Source organism: Marinomonas sp. THO17 (genome assembly GCF_040436405.1).
Lineage (GTDB): Bacteria > Pseudomonadota > Gammaproteobacteria > Pseudomonadales > Marinomonadaceae > Marinomonas.
Genome location: NZ_AP031575.1, coordinates 1,525,899 through 1,544,906, shown reverse-complemented (window position 1 = coordinate 1,544,906; position 19,008 = coordinate 1,525,899). Strand labels below are relative to the sequence as shown.

The following is a 19,008-nucleotide window of genomic DNA, read 5'->3' as shown; positions in this document are numbered from 1 at the left end:
GTTAATGGGATTTGCAGAGTTGTTTTATCTGCTGGCAGCGGTTTTTGTCACAACCCTGTTGTGCTTTGTTATTTTTCAGTTCATTACATTATTGCGCTTCAAGCATCTTCAGCGTCGTTATTCTAGAGCCGTTTTAGCCACCAAAGGTGGAGTATGGGAATGGTTTCCGGCTACCAACCGATTATACATGTCATCGGAATTTTTCTTACAACTGGGCTTCACCGAAAGTCAAACCCCTAAGCGTGTGTCTGAGTGGTTGGCCTTGTTGTCAGAAAAAGATCAGCAAGCTTTTAAAGATTGGCAAAAACGCATGTTAGCGGATACTGCAGATGACCAACAACTGGTTACTCTTAGATTGCAATTGCAAAACCCCATTAAACAGCATTACTGGGTTGAAATTCGTGGTCGTGTGGCACGCCGTGATGCGCGTCAGGGCATCAAAAGCATTGCCGGTATTATTGAAGACATTGGCTATTGGATTGACACCGAAAATGAGCTAATTGCGGCTCGAAAGAAGGCTCAACAGCGTGAACTAACATTATCGACACTACTAAATAATATGCCTGATGTCGTTTGGTACAAAGACGAAGCAGGCCGTTATTTGAATTGTAATCAGGCATATTTCGACTTTCACCGTATGCCAGCGGAGAAGGTACAGGGCAAAACAGATATTGAATTGAACCTTGATGGAATAGGGGAAATTTATCATCAACGTGATCGATCAGCACTGTTGTCAGGACAGACTATCCAAGATCAATCCTGGGGGTACTCAGAGGCCTTACAAGAAGACAGGTTATTTGAAATTCAACGGATACCAGTGATTGAACCAGAGATTAATTTTCGCGGCACATTGAGTATTGCCCGGGATATTACGGAACGTCACGATTTAATTAATCAGCTCAAATTATTTAAAAGCTTTGCTGATAACTCAGCACAAGGTTTTGCGATGGGAAGTTTGACTGGGCAAATAAGTTATTTTAATGCATCCATTCGTACCCTGTTGGGAGTTGCAGAAGACATTGATGACAAAGCAGTAGCCGAATTCCATTACTTAGAGTTTTATCCACAATCCATACATGAATATCTTGAAACCATTGTTATCCCTTATGTGAGAGAACATGGCATGTGGCAAGGAGAGTTGCGTGCGAAACGACTTGATGGAGAGATTTTTCCTACCTATGAGATTTATTTTTTATTAAAAGATGAGTCGGGTAAGTCTGTTTCTGTTGGTAACATCATGACGGATATATCTGAGCAGAAACAAGTATCACAACAACTAAAACAGGCCAAAGAATCCGCCGAAGAAGCGAACTGTGCCAAAAGCCAATTTTTGGCGAACATGAGTCATGAAATCCGTACACCATTAAATGCCATCATTGGATATGCCCAATTAATCAGTGAAGAAAGTAACTTAACGGGTGTGACGCATAATCGATTTGTTGCTATCGCCAATGCTGGTGAGCGTTTACTTAGCTTAATTAATGATGTTTTAGATATTGCCCGAATTGAATCAGGACGTTTGTTGCTACAAGAGCAAAAAATGGATTTGTGTAAAGAAGTCAAACAGATAGGCAAATTATTGCAAGGGCAAGCAGAAGCAAAAGGTTTGCAGTTTGAAGTAGTGTGTGATTTGAGTGAAAGACAAATCGTCTGGATGGATATTATGAAGTTCCATCAGGTGTTAACTAACTTGGTGGGGAATGCGATTAAATTCACTCAGCAAGGTTCAGTGAAACTGAGTGTGGATATCTTGCACGATCGTATACATGTGCGTGTTGACGATACTGGGCCGGGTATTGAGCAAGAGCTCATGGAAAATCTCTTTACCCCATTTGTACAAGGCAAAGCAGGTGAACAATCTGGTGGTACGGGCTTAGGACTGGCATTGGCTTCGACCTTGGTCAACCTGATGCAGGGACAATTAAAGGTCACCAGCACCGCTTCCACTGGTACGCATATTTTGGTGGATTTGCCTTTGAATCTGGCGCCCGATCTTGTTGCCAATAACACGGACGAAAATCAGTTCTCTGTTAACATGCGCCTGAAAACACCAGTCAAAGTACTGGTGGCAGAGGACGACGAATGGTCGAGAGACATTTTGGTGTCCTTGTTAGAAAAAGCCGGTTGTCAGGTCATAGAAACCCAAGATGGTGAACAGGCTTGGCAGGCGTTTCAACAGGATGCGCCAGATTTGGTGTTGACGGATATTCGCATGCCCAAAAAAACGGGCTTAGAACTTCTGCGGGCGATTCAACAAACAAATTCTGAAGACAATATCCCTGTGATAGCGGTAACTGCCTCAACGTTAGAGCATGAACAAAGGGCCTTAATGGAACAAGGGTTTTGGCAAGTGATACCAAAGCCTTATCAAATGGAAGATATTTATCGTGCTATTAGTAATCATTTAGAGGTGCAGTTTGTTAGCTTAACCGAAGATCGTCATGCTTCCAGTGTGAATATAGGGGCAATAGTTTCTAGCGTGAAAGATGCAGTTGAGACTGAGCAAATTGACATGATTGAGCGACAAAATGCTGAACAACATCTTGTCGCACAAGAGGTCACAGACGCTGATTGGCAAGCTTTACTCAATGCGGCTCAAAATGGCGATGTGGCTGCCATAGAACAAGAGTTTGCTTATCTGGAAGATAAGTTAACGCAAGCCCATAAAGCGGCTTTATCCAAGGCAATTGACGTGTTTGATTTTGCTATGGTGGAAAGGTTAGTGAGGCAATTTCAGCAGGGTGTTGAGGGTTAATTTAATTCACGCTTGACTGAATGCATTGCGTTTGACAGATTTGGCTCCTGCGGATAAGGTCAAGCAATGCTATTTTAATCCCGCGATCACGGATACATTCATGACATCGAACACCTCTTTTGATTTCCCTTTTACCGCCGTAGCAGGGCAAGAACAACTGAAATTGGCTTTGCTCCTCAATGCGGTTAATCCTTTGATTGGTGGTGTCTTAATCAGTGGTCCACGAGGTTCGGCCAAATCGACGTTAGCGCGAGGGTTAGCTGGGGTTATGCCAGCCTTTATTAGTGAGGGCGATGTGCCTTTTGCGACCTTGCCCTTAGGCGCTAGTGAAGACAGATTATTGGGCGCTCTGAATTTAGAACAAGTGCTGCAAGACAAGCAAGTCTCTTTTCAGCCCGGTTTATTAAGCCAAGCTCACGGTGGCGTCTTGTATGTGGACGAAGTGAATCTGCTGGCAGATCATTTGGTGGATCAGTTATTGGATGTGTCGGCCAGTGGTGTGAATCGGGTAGAGCGTGACGGTTTGAGTCATCAGCATGAGGCTAAATTTTTGTTGGTTGGCACCATGAATCCCGACGAAGGGGAATTGCGTCCCCAGCTAAAAGACAGATTTGGTTTCATGGTCAATCTTGGCAATCAATACAGCATAGAAGAACGTGTGCAAATTGTGCGTTTGCGTGATCAATTTGACCAAGATCCGAGCGGCTTTTGTGAGGCCTTTAAATACAAACAACGCAATCTTAAGCAGAGTATTTTGCAGGCGCGAGAAAAGTTACAGCAAGTAGGTTGTGCTGATGAAATACGCTTTAACATCGCTGAACTTTGCCAGCAGGCCAATATCGATGGTGTTCGTGGCGACATTGTTTGGCTGCGAGCGGCCATGACTCATGCTGCTTGGTGTAATCGACAAAGCGTCACCAGCGACGATGTGCAAGCGGTGGCTGAGTTGGTATTGGCCCATCGTCGTCATGAAGTCAGTGATCCGACACCTCCGCCTTCACGACGCCCCGAAGCCAGTAAACCACCGCAGCTTGATTCTTCCCAAGGTCAGTCGTCATTGCAACAAAGCAAAGCGTCCGAACAAGGTGACATGTCAGAGCAAGCTCAAGGAGAATGGGGCAGTATGCCACCACAGAGCTTAGCGGCGGATCAGGCCATTCGAGTGACTTTGTCTGCAAAGCAGGCCACGACTTCTAACCCTCAAAACTTGCGTGAGGTAACGCCGGGAAAGTCTAAAGGGTCACATCGTGGCGGCTATCGTCATGATGTGCAACAAACATCGCAAAGTGTGGATTGGTTTCGTAGCTTATCGCGTCAGCCACAGCAATGGCCGCCTGAAAATTTGAGTTTCAAAGGGGCGAAGAGCGGACAAACCATATTGCATTTGGTGTTGTTGGATACCTCAGCGTCAAGCTTGCAAGAGAATACTCTGGCCAAGGCTAAAGCGGTGATTTTAGACCTAGCGCAACAAGCCTATTTGGCGCGTGAACACTTGACCATATTGGGTTTTGGGCAAGACGGTGTCACTGAACTCATGGCCAGAGTACGAGCGCCGAAAGACATAGCTAACTGGCTGGATGAAGTACCCGCTGGTGGTGGCACCCCCTTTCGGCAGGTGTTGCAGCAAGCTCAGAGCTATTTGCAACAGGAGCATAAAAAGGATTCAGCACTATTAAGTCGGACTTATTTGTTAACGGATGGTCGTACTCAGGCGGATGTGGCAGATTTAGTATTACCCGGAGAGCTGGCCTTGATTGATACGGAAGCTTCAGCGATTAAACGCGGACGAGGTGGCGACATTGCTCAAGCCTTGAATGCTCAGTATGTTTCTTTAGATTCCTTGTTTGAGACCGAATTATGACAACATCTGTGGCTTATTGCCCCGCTTTATTTTTGACGGCACCGGCGTCAAACCAAGGCAAAACGACAATTACTGCGGCGTTAGCACGCTACTTTACTCTGCAAGGTAAGCGTGTTCGTGTGTTCAAAACCGGGCCTGACTATCTGGATCCGCAAATCTTAGCGCAAGCCTCACAACAGCCAGTTGAGCAGTTAGATATTTGGATGGCGGGTGAAGACTACTGCCAAGACAAACTTTATCAAGCAGCCTTAGAAGCAGATTTGATTTTAGTTGAAGGGGCAATGGGTATGTTTGATGGCGAGCCTTCAAGTGCGGATTTGGCCGCGCGCTTTGGTTTGCCTATGGTCATAGTGATGGACGTCAAAGGCATGGCGCAAACCGCAGCGGCATTAGCAACCGGCTTGGCGCACTTCCGTCAAGATGTGAGCGTGGTAGGTCTGATCGCCAACCGTTGTGGAAGTGAGCGTCATGCGCAGCTGATTCGTGATGCCTTACCTAGTGATTTACCTTTATTGGCCAGTCTAAAGCGCGATGAAGAAGTAAGCTTGCCTGAGCGACATCTGGGTTTGGTGCAGGCCCATGAAGTCTCACATGAGCTGGAAGAAAAATTTCAAGCTGCCGTGGCATGGCTAGAGTCATCAGAAGATAAGGCTTTGCTCTCTTTGCCCAAAGCCGTGGCCTTTTCATCCAGTAATAAAAAGACGTCGAGTCACAGCATACCTCAGTCTTTACAAGGCAAAACTATTGCCATAGCAAAAGACGAAGCTTTTAGCTTTATTTACGATGCAAACTTGGTGACCTTAAGCTCTTTAGGCGCTAATTATGTGTTCTTTTCGCCTTTGCGCGATCAAGATTTGCCCGCTGCGGATGCCTTGTGGTTACCGGGTGGTTACCCAGAACTTCATGCGCAAGGGTTAGCAGAAAATCATGCGATGAAGGCGGCGATTCAAGATTTTTACCAATCGGGAAAAGGTATCTTGGCGGAATGTGGCGGTATGTTGTATAGCTTGGAAAGCCTGACGGATTTAGAAGAGAAGACTCATCCCATGTTGGGGATTTTAACGGGCCAAGGTGCCATGCGTGGTAAGCGAGGTTGCCAAGGTATGCAAACCGCTGTGTTACCACAAGGGGAAGTGCGAGCTCATGCGCACCACAGATCGCGCAGCGCGAATACACCAACCCCCGTGGCTCATGGTCGTCGTCAACGTCACCCAGCCCCTGGTGAGGCGATTTACCAATCCCGCGGACTCATTGCCAGCTACTTACATTTGTTCTTTCCATCCAACCCAGAGGCCATAGGGCAGGTTTTCCTTGGCAATTCGGCAAGCATGGACGAGGCTTGCTAACGTGTGGCCAGAGAGCGGTGAAGATAAGGCACCACTGCGCACAGGTCTGACGACAGGCAGCTGCGCCACCGCTTGTTGCGTGGCGGCGGCGCAATACATATTTGCTCAACGCCAAGATGAAACCGTCAGCATCTTGTTGCCCAAGGGCAAGCCTGTTGATCTGATGATTGAATCTTATCAAGCCATAGCCAATGGCGTTCGCACCAGCACCATCAAAGATGCAGGAGATGACCCTGATGTGACTCATGGCGCAAAAATTTTTGTCGAGCTGAGTTTGTGCGCGGATCCCGGCGTGCATTTCCACGCGGCAGACGGTGTTGGCACAGTCACGCGAACCGGTTTGGTATTGGCGGTAGGGGAAGCTGCGATTAATCCTGTACCACGCCAAATGATGACAGAGCATTTATTAGGCTTTGCTGAGACTTACCAGTATCAAGGTGGTTTCAAGGTTGCTGTTGGCATTGAGAATGGTGCCGCCATTGCACAGAAAACCATGAATCCGCGTTTGGGCATTCAGGGAGGTTTGTCCATTTTAGGCACCACAGGCATAGTGCGACCTTTTTCCTGTGCAGCTTACATTGCGTCTATTCATCAGGGTATCGATGTAGCGCGCGCCAATGGTTTGACTCATCTGGCCGCCACCACAGGCAATGCCAGCGAGACCGCTATTAAAAAACAATATGGCTTAGACGACATGGCCTTGTTGGAAATGGGGGATTTTGTTGGCGCCGTACTAAAACACCTTCGTAAGGTGGAAAACTCGCAACAGCCACAATTGATCAAGCTGAGTATATGCGGTGGTTTTGGCAAAATCAGTAAACTGGCGCAACAGCATATGGACCTCAACAGTCGAGCCTCCAGTATTGATTTACCTGCCTTGGCGACATTAGCGGCAACTTTAGGGGCAAGTGATGAGTTGCAAAAACGCATGCGAGGCGCAAACACCAGTGTCGAAGCCTTGAGTTTTGCCCAGCAAGAAAACCTTGCCTTAGCGGACGCGGTTTGCGCCCAAGCGGTGAACTTTGCTCGTCGTTATATTCCCAAACACATGGTATTGGAAGTGTGGGCCATTGATCGAAAAGGTCAGTTTGTGGGCTTTGCTAAGGACGATGCTAAGGACGGTGCTAAGGATAGTTCTGAATGAAGCCTAAGCGTATCTTGTTATTAGGTGGCACTGCGGATGCGCGGCGCCTGGCCGATGCTTTGCACCAATCCGGCATTCATGTGATTTATAGCTTGGCGGGCTTGGTGCGTATTCCTCAGGTGGATTGTGAGCTTTTAGTCGGTGGCTTCACTCAGTTTGGCGGTTTAGTAAACTATTTACAAAGCCAAGCTCAACAAGGCCAAACCATTGATGCCATTGTCGATGTGACGCATCCCTACGCTCAGACGATGAGCAGCAAGGCTGTCTTGGCCGCGCAACAAGCAGGCATACCCTGTTGGCGCTTTCATCGTCCGGCGTGGCAACAGGAAACGGGTGACAATTGGCACTTTTATCAAAACCAAGAGGAATTGTTGTCCGCATTAGCAAAGTTTCAGCGTCCGCTATTAAGTGCTGGGCAAATGACAAAAGAATGGCTGCAGACTATAGCGGCTCAGCCTCAAATAGACAGCATAATCTGGCGCACGGCTGTGCCCGCCAAGTTTTCCTTACCTGAAAAAGTGGTGTGGTTAAAAGCCATCGGCCCTTTTGCTTATGAGGACGAACAGGCTTTAATAAAACAACATAAGATTGACGTGATCGTTAGTAAAAACAGCGGCGGTCAAGCAACCTATGCTAAGCTTGTCGCCGCGCGGAAACTGAATTTGCCTGTGTATTTGCAGGCGCGGCCAGAATTACCGCCAGCAGACAGAGAATTTGATGATCTAGCGGTCTGCTTACAGGCTTGCCAGCAAGCTTGGGCAAATTGATTATCTGTTTATATTCATAACACTATATTGAAATAAAGACACTTATAGTATGCAAAAAAAACCGCCTTCTGCTGATTGCAAGTTTCAGTACCAGCCCGATCCCAAAGCGATTGAACAAGACAGCTTTCGTCAGATTCGTGCCTTAACGGATTTGTCAGCATGGGATCAGGATCAACAGCAAGTAGTGATGCGTATTGTGCACAGTTTGGGCTTGCCAGAAGTGGCTGAACAGGTGCGTTTTAGTGAGCACGCCACGCAAGCTGGGCGAGATGCTTTAGGGAAAAATGCCAGCATTCTTTGTGATGTGGAAATGGTTAAGCAAGGGGTGACCAAGCGTATGATCGAAAAGGAGCCTTTGTGTTTCTTAAATCACCCAAAAACGGCTGAATTGGCAAAGCAAGATGGCGAGACACGTTCTATGGCGGCCTTGTCTCTCTGGCAAGATCATCTTGCAGGTAGCCTGGTCTTGATTGGTAATGCGCCTACCGCTTTGTTTCGCCTTTTAGAGATGATTTCTCAAGGTGCGCCAAAGCCCGCTTTAATCATAGGTATGCCGGTTGGCTTTGTGGGCGCAGCGGAATCCAAAGAGGCTTTGTGGCATGCGCATCGAGACTTGGGTGTTGAATGCATTACTTTACTGGGGCGAATGGGGGGCAGTGCGGTGACCTCGGCCAGTTGTAATGCCTTATTGCGTTGTAATTTAGGTGAGTATTACTGATGCGAATTCATGTCATAGGCTTAGGCGTTAATGAACGGGCGACTTTAGATCCTAAGGCCCAGTCTGTTTTCGCCTCCTTGAGCGAGCAAGATGTGATACTGGGTTCTTCAAGGCAGCAAAAAACCGTTGCCGACTATGTACAGTTAGGACAAACGAAGGTTTTGCCAAAGCTGTCTCAGTTGTCTGCTGAGTTTGATCATTGGCAATCGCAAGGCACCAATACCGTCATTGTATTGGCCTCCGGTGATCCACTTTTCTATGGTATTGGCACTTGGTTGGTGAAGCACTTTGGTACCCGTAAGGTAATTTTTTATCCCAATGTGTCTAGTGTACAGGAGGCGTGCCACCGTTTGGGAATGTCCCTGCAACAGACTCATGTGGTGAGTTTGCATGGTCGACCTTTGCCATCATTGCGTCGTCATTTACAAGCCAATAAAAGTCTGATTTTGTTGACCGATGGGCAAAGTCATCCCGTGGCCATTGCACAAGAATGTGTGTTGGCTGGGTTAGACAAAAGCAGAATCACCGTCTGTGAAGCCTTGGGTTACCCGCATGAAAAAATCACTTCTTTTGATGCGAATGAACTCAGCCAATCCCAGCAAACCTTTGACCCGCTAAATATCGTGGTGTTGGAAACCTCTTCTCAAACGAGTCTTTATCCTGCTTCGGTTGGCATTGCCGATACCTTATTTGTCACTGACAAAGAGGAAGGTAAAGGCATGATCACCAAGCGAGAAGTACGTTTGATGATTTTGTCTTATATGCAGCTAGCGGCGAAAGACATAGTGTGGGACATTGGCGCAGGTTGTGGTGGGGTTAGTGTCGAGTTGGCTTATTGGCACCCAGACGCCGATATTCATGCCGTGGAACACCACCATGATCGTTGGACTTGCTTGCAAGCCAATCAGCAAAAGTTTGGTGTCATGCAAAATCTGCATCTCGTTAAAGGTCGAGCGCCTGACATATTGTCGGATTTACCTACGCCTAATAAGGTATTTATTGGCGGTAGTGATGGGGAGTTGGATACACTCTTGAATCAAGCTTGGTCAATGTTACCTGAGAATGGCGTGCTGGTGGTGAGTGCGGTGACAGAAGACACCAAATGGCAAGTTAGCGCCTTTGCAAAACAAAGAGAGTATGCCCAAGATGCACATCAAACCAGCATAGCAATGGCTGTGTCTAAAGCGCAGTCTTTGGCTGGGCAAACCCTCTATCGACCTAACTTGCCGGTGACTTTATGGCAGTTTGTTAAACGACTATAAGCCCATTTTCTCTTTCACCACGCCTAACGCGGGCAGCCCTGATAAGGTCGTTACGCCTTCTAACCAATTGTCCAAAGCTTGAGGGTTTGCCAACAGCCAGTCGTTGGCAGCTTTTGCGATCGGTTCTCCTTTGTCGGCAGCGGTCGTCATGATGCTGTTTTCCATATTTAGACTGAACTCCAAATTGGTCAACAATTTAGCCACATTGGGACACGCCTCTGAATAGCCCTTACGGGTCACGGTATGAATGGTGGCACCGCCATAGTTAGGGCCGAAATAGTCATCGCCGCCGCTGAGGTATTTCATATCAAATTTGACGTTCATTGGGTGCGGTTCCCAACCTAAGAAAACGATAAACTTATCGCGTTTAACCGCACGTGACACTTGTGACAACATGCCTTGTTCGCTGGATGCAACCACTTTCCAATCGCCTAGGTCAAAGTCATTTTTGTCGACCATGGATTGCAGGTTTTCATTAGCAGGGGAACCGGCTGCGATACCATAAATTCGATAGTTAAAGTCACGAGCATGGGCTTCCAGATCGGCGAAATCTTTTACCCCTGCATCATAGACATAGCTGGGCACTGCAAGGGTAAACTTGACGCCAGTGAGATTGGTTTTCACCACATCTAAGTTGTCTTTGTACTGATTGATAAAATGTTTTTGAGCAGGCATCCAATTGCCCATAAACACATCCACACCACCGTTTTTGATACTTTCATAACCAATTGGCACGCTGAGTAATTGCACGTTTGTTTCGTAACCCATGGCATTCAGCAAGCTGGTGGTAATGGCATTGGTAACGCCAATGTCTGACCAACCAGGGTCGCTAAAGGTGACTTTTTGGCAACTGGCGGGATCACTTGCTAAAGCCATACCACTAGAGGCGATCAGGGCAGTGAAGCCAAGCGTTTTAAGGCCAATTTTGGTGTTTATAAATGTTCTCACTATGGTGCTCCTTTTGGTTATTGTGTGTTTATCATTCAACAATGACATTTGAATTAACTCACTTTAGGGAAGCGAGAACGACCTTCTAGGTCGTCCAAATCAATATGATTTCTCATATACATATCACTGCTATCAAATAGGGGTTGATGATCCCAAGCGACTTTCTTGCCTTTGTTCAGAGCTTTAACTATTAAGCGTCTGCGTCGCTGGCTGATCAGCACTTGCTGGCTGAGTGCATTTGAATCCCAACGGCTTGCGGCTTCTTTGCGGAACTCCATTAATACTTCTTGGTATTCTGTTTGTTCTGCTAGGTTGTTGAGCTCGAATGGGTCTTTTTCTAAATCAAATAATTGTTCAGGGTCGAGAGAGCAACAAACGTATTTGTACTGCTTGCGTCGTATCATAAATAACGGTGCCAGTGTGCCTTCGCCAAAGTACTCGCCAATGACTTCGTCATGACCGTCATTTTTACCGGTGAGGTGTGGGAATAAACTTTGTCCTTGAATGGGCATGGCAAATTCTGTGTTGTGATCAGCGCAAGCCATGTCTAAAAAGGTGGGCAACAAATCCATGGTGGAAACCGATTGCTTAACTCGTTTAGGTTCAAAACGATCTGGTGCGTGAATGATCATAGGCACCCGAGCTGAGCCTTCAAAGAAGGACATCTTGTACCATAAATTACGTTCTCCCAGCATGTCTCCATGGTCGCCGGAAAATACTATGATGGTATTTTTATCCAACCCGGTTTCTTCTAACGTCTTGAGTAATAAACCAATTTTATCATCTACGTAACTGATGGCACCATAGTAGGCACGTCGAGCATTGCGTACTTGTTGCTCACTCAGTTCTTGGTCATAGTAGGCATAGACCTCTTGTAACCTTGCTGAATGAGGGTCTTGATCTTCTTTAGCAATGGTTACTTTCGGCAAGTCGATGTCTTCGTCTTGATATCTATCCCAGTACTCTTGTGGAATGGCATAAGGGTCGTGTGGGTGCGTCATGGAAACCGTTAAGCAAAACGGGCGCTCTTGCTCACGACGAACATAGTCGTATAGATATCGCTGTGCATGGAATACCACTTCATCATCAAAGTCGAGTTGGTTGCTGCGTACACAAGGGCCCGCTTGGGTAACCGATGACATATTGTGGTACCAAGTAGGGCGAGTAGCAGGGTCATCCCAATTAGGGAACCAGCCATAATCAGCGGGATAAATGTCCGTGGTGAGTCTCTCCTCAAAGCCATGCAGCTGGTCTGGCCCGCAAAAATGCATTTTTCCAGATAAAGCGGTTTTGTAGTTTTGTGCACGTAAATAATGAGCAAAAGTTGGAATGTCCGCTGGAAAGTCAGCGGCGTTGTCAAAGGCGCCAATTTTGCTGGGCAGCTGCCCCGTCATCAGTACATAGCGAGAAGGGGCACATAAGGGACTGTTGCAGTAAGCGGAATCAAACACCACACCTTGTTTGGCCAATTTGTCTAAATGAGGGGTTTTGGTGACAGTATGACCATAGGTGGATAAAGCCGAAGCGGCCATTTGGTCTGCCATGATAAAGAGAATATTTGGCGAGGATGAAGGCGTATTTTGCTGTGACATTAAGAGCAATTCCTATACAAATTAAAAATAAGCTGTTTTGATGTGATTAGAAGCGCTTCTATATCTTCATAGGATTGCACCCATTTAATAAGGCTGTAAACTGGTTGTAAAATTATAGATAGGATTAGTTTTGCTTATGTTAGAGCGTGATGATTTACCGCCATTGCAATCCCTTGTTGTGTTCGAAGCGTCTGCTCGTTTACTGAGCTTTACTGCCGCAGCGAAAGAATTGAATATGACACAACCTGCGGTAAGTCAGCAAATTCGCAGCATAGAGACGGCATTAGGGGTGAAATTGTTTGCGCGGATTTATCGTGGAGTGATGCTCACGGATGAAGGACATAGTCTACTCAAAACGACGCAAAAACATCTTAAAGAGCTGCGTGATGCCTTGCAAAAATTGCAGCAGAAAAATCGTCATCCACGAATCAATGTCGCAACGGATTTCGCCTTTGCCGCTTTTAGACTCATGCCAAGGTTGCCAGAGTTCCGTAAACAATACCCTAATATTGATATTCGGATTCAGGCATCACAGTCGGAAGTGGATTTAGCCTCAACCCAAGCGGATGTTGCGATTTTATTTGGTGATGGTCAGTACCAAGGTTATCGCAGTGAAAGACTATTAGCGGAGCGGGTTTATCCGGTTTGCAGTCCAAAATTGTTAGCAAATATTCCTCCGATTGATTCTATGCAAGCTTTGTCATCCTTACCTTTATTAAAACTGAATTTAGAAGCAGGGCAGCAATGGATGGATTGGGCTAGGGTATTTCGTCTAAATGATGCGAATACGACACCACCAGAACCCGTGATGGAGTTTGATAATTATACCTTATTGGTTCAGGCGGTGATTTCGGGCCAAGGGGTTGGATTGGGCTGGTCGCCATTGCTGGACGACTTTATCAAGAGTGGCGTTTTGGTACCATTAGAGGATTTTGCTGTGACTTCCGAACACGGGTATTATATGGTCACATCAAATCAGCAAGCTTTGTCAGATCCTGCCATCGCCTTTCTGCAATGGATAGTGTCGACCAACGACAAGCATCCTATTACACCATAAACTCACTTTCATCGGCATGGCTTGCAATGCTGTTAAGTGATCTTGTTGAGTTAGATCGTTTTACATAGGAAGAGTTAATGAGCACTGCGAATCACACCCCAACGCCAGCCATTAAAGGCCGTTTTATAGGCGTGGGTGTTGGGCCTGGGGATCCAGAACTGATTACCTTGAAAGCCCTAAGGCTAATTCAAAGCGCTCAGGTGGTGAGTTTTCTGGCGAATGAGCAAGGCGCATCGCAAGCTAAGAGCATTGCGCGGGAAGCTTTTGCTGCAGTACAACATCCGCAACAAGAAATAGCCATTAAAATGCCCATGTCAACCGACAGAGAATTGGCCAATCAAGCCTATGATAATGGTGCTCAGCGCATTACCCAAGCCTTAAAGCAAGGGGTTGACGTGGTGTTTTTATGTGAAGGGGATCCACTGTTTTTTGGTTCTTTTGCCTATCTTTTGGAGCGTATTAACGGCGCCTTTGAATGTCAGGTGGTGCCAGGGGTGTCCTCCATTAATGCGGCTGCCTCCGCGCTTCGTCACCCGTTAACCCTATTAAAAGAGTCCTTTGCCGTGGTCAGTGGTCGTCACTCTGCTCAGCAGATTGATACGGCACTGGCTGAGCACGATACGGTTGTTATTATGAAAGCTGGCCGTGCGCGACCTAAAATCCTCACCGCATTGCGTAAAACTCAACGTCTTCATCAGGCGAAATATTTGGAATACATTGGCCGTGATAACGAAAGAATTGTCGACGATGTCAGTTTATTAGAAGACAAAGCGGGGCCGTATTTCTCCTTATTCGTTGTTACCAAAACGGAGCGAGGGACTCGCTGATGCGCATCATCGCTTTGACATCGGCTGGTAAAACATTGGCTGAGCGGATTTTGCAGCACTATCCAGAAGGGCAATTGGATTACAAGCCAAAGCCCTTTGCAGAGCATGTGCAAGCGGTTTTCATGGCACAAGAGCCGATGATTTTTATCTGCGCCACTGGCATCGTCATGCGTACTTTAGCACCAGTATTAGAAGACAAATACCAAGACCCACCGGTATTGGTGATGGATGAATTAGGACAATTTGTGATCCCTTTGTTGTCAGGACACGAAGGCGGCGCTAACCAATGGGCCGCGCAAATTGCACAAAAAATCCAAGCGCAATTAGTGATGACAACGGCCAAGGAATACCTCAACCCCATTTACACTTTGGGTATGGGGTGTGAGCGGAACTGTCCTTTTTCCTATTTGGAAGACATCATGCTGGAAACCTTACAACAAAAGGGACTTACCCCTAAGGATATAGCTTCCTTAAACAGCATCGACATCAAAGCCGATGAAACCCAATTGATCGCCCTGGCACAAAAATACCAATGGCCTTTCCACACCTATTCTGCGGACGCACTGATGGCAATGGAAACCCTGCTCAGTACCCGCTCAGAATACATTTTCAATACCGTTGGCGTATACGGCGTGGCCGAATCCGCCGCACTCCTTGCCGCTCAAAACGCCTCCAACTCCTCTCCTGAGCTTGTTGTGAACAAGCGAAAAAACACCAAAGCCACTTGTGCACTGGCGCGCGGGTTTGGTAAACACTGATCTAGTTTATTTGGTTAAACATCAAATTTTCTAATAGGATTTGTAGGCTTGGATGTTAAAGTTTAATTTACTCATTATTAAACAGATGATGAAAGCGACTGTTTTTATCAGCCAATAAAGTATTTGGTTCTCCGCCTTCAATTATTTCTCCCGAATCCAAAATGATAATCCTATCCATGCTTAACAAAGGAGCCATTTGATGCGAAATTATAATAAAAGTAGTATTTGAATTTTCTTTCACTAGATATTCATCTATTATTTTCATTATTTTTTCTATCATATTATTGGACATATTAGATGTTGATTCATCTAAAATAATAATAGATTTTTTTTCAATTAACATTCGGGCTATCATGAGCAACTGCTTCTCTCCTGCAGAAAATGAAAAGTTCTCGATGTTCTCACTAAGTTCATTTTCTTTAATTTTAGAGAGTCCAACTTTTTTTAATGCATAATGTATTTCTTTATCTGTGAATTTGTTCAGCACGTCCAGATTATTTCTCAATGTTCCATTAAGAGTAAAAGGAGATTGAGGTATTATAAATATGAGATCTCTAATCTCTGATTTATCTACTTCAGAATAAGGGAAATCATCAACATATATTTCGCCACTTGTTGGTTGATATAAAGTGTTTATCAGATTAACAAACGAACTTTTCCCTGAGCCAGTTCTACCGCATACACCTATTTTTTCACCTAGATTAATATTCACATTAAAGTCTTTAATAGAAAAATCACTTTTATTAGGGTATTTAAAGAAAACCTTCTCGAATCTTATGCTACCTCTAGAAATTTTATTCTTGTTCGACGATTTTTTATTTAAGATAAAATCATCACTAGGAAGGTCGCAATATTCTTTTACTCGCAGTGCTGAATTTAAATTTTGCTCGAATGCTGTATAAAAAAGTATCAAACTCTTAATTGAATTACTTGCAAGTACAGCATAGGTAACCGACAACGAGGCAATAGCACCTCCGTCATTCATACCAGAATATACTGCAATAGAAGATGCCAAAGATGCTGTCAGAAGACATTGGCGGAGCTCAAACCATAAATGAATATTCACCAAAGTAAATCGACCATTTGTTAGCTTGCTTAGCGTTTTCATAACTTGGCTTTCTGCATAAACTTGAGATCCACCTAACCTAAAAATATTAGCACCTCTAATTATCTCAATGATACTAGAGTAGAAAAAAGAGCTATTTACAGCTTGCTGTTTTCTTATTTGTAAAGTGGCATTTCTATAAAGCTTTTGGATCCTAATATAAAGAAGAGAAATAAAAAAAACTAGAATCCATAAAAAGTGTAACTTTAAAGAAGCAGATATAAACTGTAAAAAAATAGCTGATATTAATGTTACTAAAGTCATCATGTTCATCAGGAGTGGACCTGAAATAGTCATGATATCGAGGTTAAACCTGTTTAAAATCCTTCCAATTGGTGTTTTGTCGTGAAATTGAGTTTGCGCGCTAGCAATCGCATTAAAAAACTTCTCGTGAGAGTCTTTAGAAAGCTTCTTTATATAAAACAACAAGATAGAATTATATGTAAATATAAGTAATAGACTCATTAATCCTAAACCCAAAAAGGGCCATATGATTTGTTTTGGGGTAAGTATATCTCTTATATTAGAAGCGTAAGCTATCCACAATTCGGTTGAAATCCTCATGGCTTCAGCTAAAAAGATCAAAGAAAAAATAAAATAAACTGTTTTTTTACTATGTAAGAAATCAAAAAAAACGGACAGTGAACTAAAATTTAGAGAATAATTTTCCGTTTTTTCTTCATCTTTTATTTCTTTATCACTGGGATATGATTTCCTATAATCCTCTGATAAAGAAGCCTTAAAAAACTTCATATGTGTAGGACTTTCTATTAGACTCCTACCTTTAATTTCATAGGATCGATCACATACAGACAACACATTTTTATCATTCGTTGTAATAAGTAAAGTTGAAGCACATTGTACAAATGCATTATTAATGATTTTTTTCGTTACTATCGGATCTAAGGACGAAGTTGGATTATCTAAGAGTATAATATCTGATTTTGAATACAAGGCTCTGGCTATTGCAACACGTTGTTTCTGACCTCCAGATAATAGAGAACCCATTTCTCCAACTAGAGTATTGTCACCAAAAGGAAATTTTTCCAAGTCATCATACAAATCACATTGAAACAATATTTTTTTATAATCTTCTTCTCTATAATCTTGTCCGAAGAGGATATTATTTTTAATTGTATCATTTGCTAACCAAGGAGAATGCTCTAAATAATGGATCTTTCCATTAAATCTAATGCACCCCATAAAATCTGTTTTTTTACCTGTGATAATATCAAAAATAAGGGTTTTCCCTGAAGCAGTATCTCCAAAGATAGCAATGCATTCTCCTTTATTCACATAAAGATTTACATCACTTAATATTTCTTTGTTTTCCGTCGATAGATTTATTAACTCTAGATCACCCAAATTCATTGATATATCAATTTCATTTTCTACACTATCATCTATATTGAAAAATTCGACAAGCCTGTTTAATGAAATTGTAGAATTAATAAGCGCATTGATTTTTTTTGGCATATCGACAATAGGAAACTGTATTAAAGTAAAAATAGAAACTAGAACAAAAACATCTCCCATATTAAAATCATGATCGTTTTGAATTAAAAGAAAAAAACACATCAACATCATAGCTAATACAGAAACATGAGATATTGAGCTTATCACTAGGGTAATTAAATTTCTTTTATATAATAAAGCAGTCTCTTCGTCCCTTATATTCTGTACATTTTTCTTGAAGAAATCACTATAATTAGCAGTTCTTATGGGTTTGAATTTATCTATGAACTCTGTAATCAGCTTCATTCTTTGATCTGTTTTATGTCTTATTTTTTTCTGAATAACAGAGCTTTTCTTGCCAAATAAAACCTGTAAAAAAACCATCAAAAAAAGAATGGGAAATGAATAAACTGCAATAAAACCTATTTGATAGAAGAGTAGATAAAGATAACCTACTATTTGAATTAATGATACGATAAGCCCCATCAAAAACATAAAAAATGGAGCTACATTTGAGCTATCAGATACAATTATTTCCTGAACCCTACCATTAAAAAAATCAAGTCTTTTACTATCTACGGCCAGTATTTTTTTGGTACATACTTTTATAAGAAGTCGTCTAATATTAAGATAAATTACGTTATTATAGTAATAAAATTGTGTTGATAAGATGCCAGAAGATATCATAGAAATGAAAAGCAGAAGAGATGCTGCTAAAAGAGAGCTTATATTATCATTTTGGTTTTCCAAGAAACTCAGGACATATCTTAATGCATACGGTATAAGGGTTAAGGATATTGCCATCAATATACCTAAAACAAAGAGACATAACCCTGAAATAGGTTTTAGTAGCAATAAGTTATGGATCAATGAGGTTTTATTTACATTATTTCTTTTTTTTACCCAATGAAAAAAAGCATCATCTCTAGAAGTCTTTTCATGGATCTCTATGTCTCTTATATAGTCCTGTTCAGTTAATTCAACTTTTAGGCTTTTTTTCAGGATTATAGTTATATCAGATAGTGTAAAATTCTTCATTATTTACCATGCTGCCAACTGAAGCGTTATAGGTCGTTATCTTGGTCAGCTTCACTATCGCCAGGATCTGCACTAATAATGCTCTCTAAAACTTCACTTCCAATAGCATAGTTAACAGAAATTTCCGAAATATCTAAATCAATTTTTTTACTTTCCATGATATTACTCCATTTTAGAATTAGAATTTAATCAAATATCTTTTTGTTGATTTTTTAATCAACGGAAAACAAGTTATTACAAAAAATAACCAAAGTACACAATGAAAAAATGCAAAAAATAAGTAAAAAAACACAAAAATAAAGTTGGTTTTTTCTCTGCTGAATAATCGTGATCCGAACTTTATCGAAACATTGACACCGGTTGACTTATAGGTGA

General features: G+C 43.3%; 14 protein-coding genes. 10 read left to right on the top strand and 4 right to left on the bottom strand.

What is annotated here, in order from left to right; translation table 11 throughout:
• Positions 1–4: 4 nt before the first annotated feature.
• The 7 genes from ABXS85_RS07260 (at position 5) to cbiE (ending at position 9,853) form a co-directional block, all read left to right on the top strand.
• Positions 5–2,755, top strand: a complete 2,751-nt coding sequence (locus ABXS85_RS07260; protein ID WP_353669373.1) for an ATP-binding protein — start codon at positions 5–7, stop codon at positions 2,753–2,755.
• Between the two features lie 100 nt (positions 2,756–2,855).
• Positions 2,856–4,616 carry an ATP-binding protein gene (locus ABXS85_RS07255; protein ID WP_353669372.1) on the top strand — a complete coding sequence of 587 codons (1,761 nt, stop codon included), beginning with the start codon at positions 2,856–2,858 and terminating at the stop codon, positions 4,614–4,616.
• Positions 4,613–5,962, top strand: coding sequence for a cobyrinate a,c-diamide synthase (locus ABXS85_RS07250; RefSeq protein ID WP_353669371.1), 1,350 nt, complete (start codon positions 4,613–4,615; stop codon positions 5,960–5,962). The genes ABXS85_RS07255 and ABXS85_RS07250 overlap by 4 nt, the downstream gene beginning before the upstream one ends.
• A gap of 1 nt (position 5,963) precedes the next feature.
• Positions 5,964–7,106, top strand: a complete 1,143-nt coding sequence (locus tag ABXS85_RS07245; RefSeq protein ID WP_353669370.1) for a cobalt-precorrin-5B (C(1))-methyltransferase — start codon at positions 5,964–5,966, stop codon at positions 7,104–7,106.
• Positions 7,103–7,873, top strand: a complete 771-nt coding sequence (locus ABXS85_RS07240) for a precorrin-6A/cobalt-precorrin-6A reductase (RefSeq protein WP_353669369.1) — start codon at positions 7,103–7,105, stop codon at positions 7,871–7,873. The genes ABXS85_RS07245 and ABXS85_RS07240 overlap by 4 nt, the downstream gene beginning before the upstream one ends.
• A gap of 49 nt (positions 7,874–7,922) precedes the next feature.
• Positions 7,923–8,591: a precorrin-8X methylmutase gene (locus ABXS85_RS07235; RefSeq protein WP_353669368.1), complete on the top strand. Its 669-nt coding sequence runs from the start codon at positions 7,923–7,925 to the stop codon at positions 8,589–8,591.
• Positions 8,591–9,853, top strand: a complete 1,263-nt coding sequence (gene cbiE / locus ABXS85_RS07230) for a precorrin-6y C5,15-methyltransferase (decarboxylating) subunit CbiE (RefSeq protein WP_353669367.1) — start codon at positions 8,591–8,593, stop codon at positions 9,851–9,853. The genes ABXS85_RS07235 and cbiE overlap by 1 nt, the downstream gene beginning before the upstream one ends.
• Here cbiE and choX read toward each other — a convergent pair.
• On the bottom strand, positions 9,848–10,801 hold the full coding sequence (choX, locus tag ABXS85_RS07225) for a choline ABC transporter substrate-binding protein (RefSeq protein ID WP_353669366.1): 954 nt from the start codon (positions 10,799–10,801) through the stop codon (positions 9,848–9,850). The genes cbiE and choX overlap by 6 nt on opposite strands.
• 53 nt (positions 10,802–10,854) lie before the next feature.
• Positions 10,855–12,393 (bottom strand): choline-sulfatase, encoded by a 1,539-nt coding sequence (gene betC / locus ABXS85_RS07220; RefSeq protein ID WP_353669365.1) that lies wholly within the window; start codon positions 12,391–12,393, stop codon positions 10,855–10,857.
• Between the two features lie 136 nt (positions 12,394–12,529).
• Between betC and ABXS85_RS07215 the strand changes: the two genes are divergently transcribed.
• From ABXS85_RS07215 to ABXS85_RS07205, 3 genes are all read left to right on the top strand, one after another.
• The gene (locus ABXS85_RS07215) at positions 12,530–13,450 is read left to right on the top strand and encodes a LysR substrate-binding domain-containing protein (RefSeq protein ID WP_353669364.1); all 921 of its coding nucleotides are present in this window, start codon (positions 12,530–12,532) and stop codon (positions 13,448–13,450) included.
• 77 nt (positions 13,451–13,527) lie between these two features.
• Positions 13,528–14,277 carry a precorrin-2 C(20)-methyltransferase gene (cobI, locus tag ABXS85_RS07210; RefSeq protein ID WP_353669363.1) on the top strand — a complete coding sequence of 250 codons (750 nt, stop codon included), beginning with the start codon at positions 13,528–13,530 and terminating at the stop codon, positions 14,275–14,277.
• Positions 14,277–15,035, top strand: a complete 759-nt coding sequence (locus ABXS85_RS07205) for a cobalamin biosynthesis protein (RefSeq protein ID WP_353669362.1) — start codon at positions 14,277–14,279, stop codon at positions 15,033–15,035. Before cobI ends, ABXS85_RS07205 begins: the two co-directional genes overlap by 1 nt.
• A gap of 67 nt (positions 15,036–15,102) precedes the next feature.
• Here ABXS85_RS07205 and ABXS85_RS07200 read toward each other — a convergent pair whose 3' ends face one another.
• Positions 15,103–18,633, bottom strand: coding sequence for an ATP-binding cassette domain-containing protein (locus ABXS85_RS07200; RefSeq protein WP_353669361.1), 3,531 nt, complete (start codon positions 18,631–18,633; stop codon positions 15,103–15,105).
• Positions 18,634–18,659: 26 nt separating this feature from the next.
• A complete protein-coding gene (locus ABXS85_RS07195) occupies positions 18,660–18,791 on the bottom strand; it encodes a hypothetical protein (RefSeq protein WP_353669360.1) in 132 nt (43 codons plus the stop codon).
• Positions 18,792–19,008 lie beyond the last annotated feature (217 nt).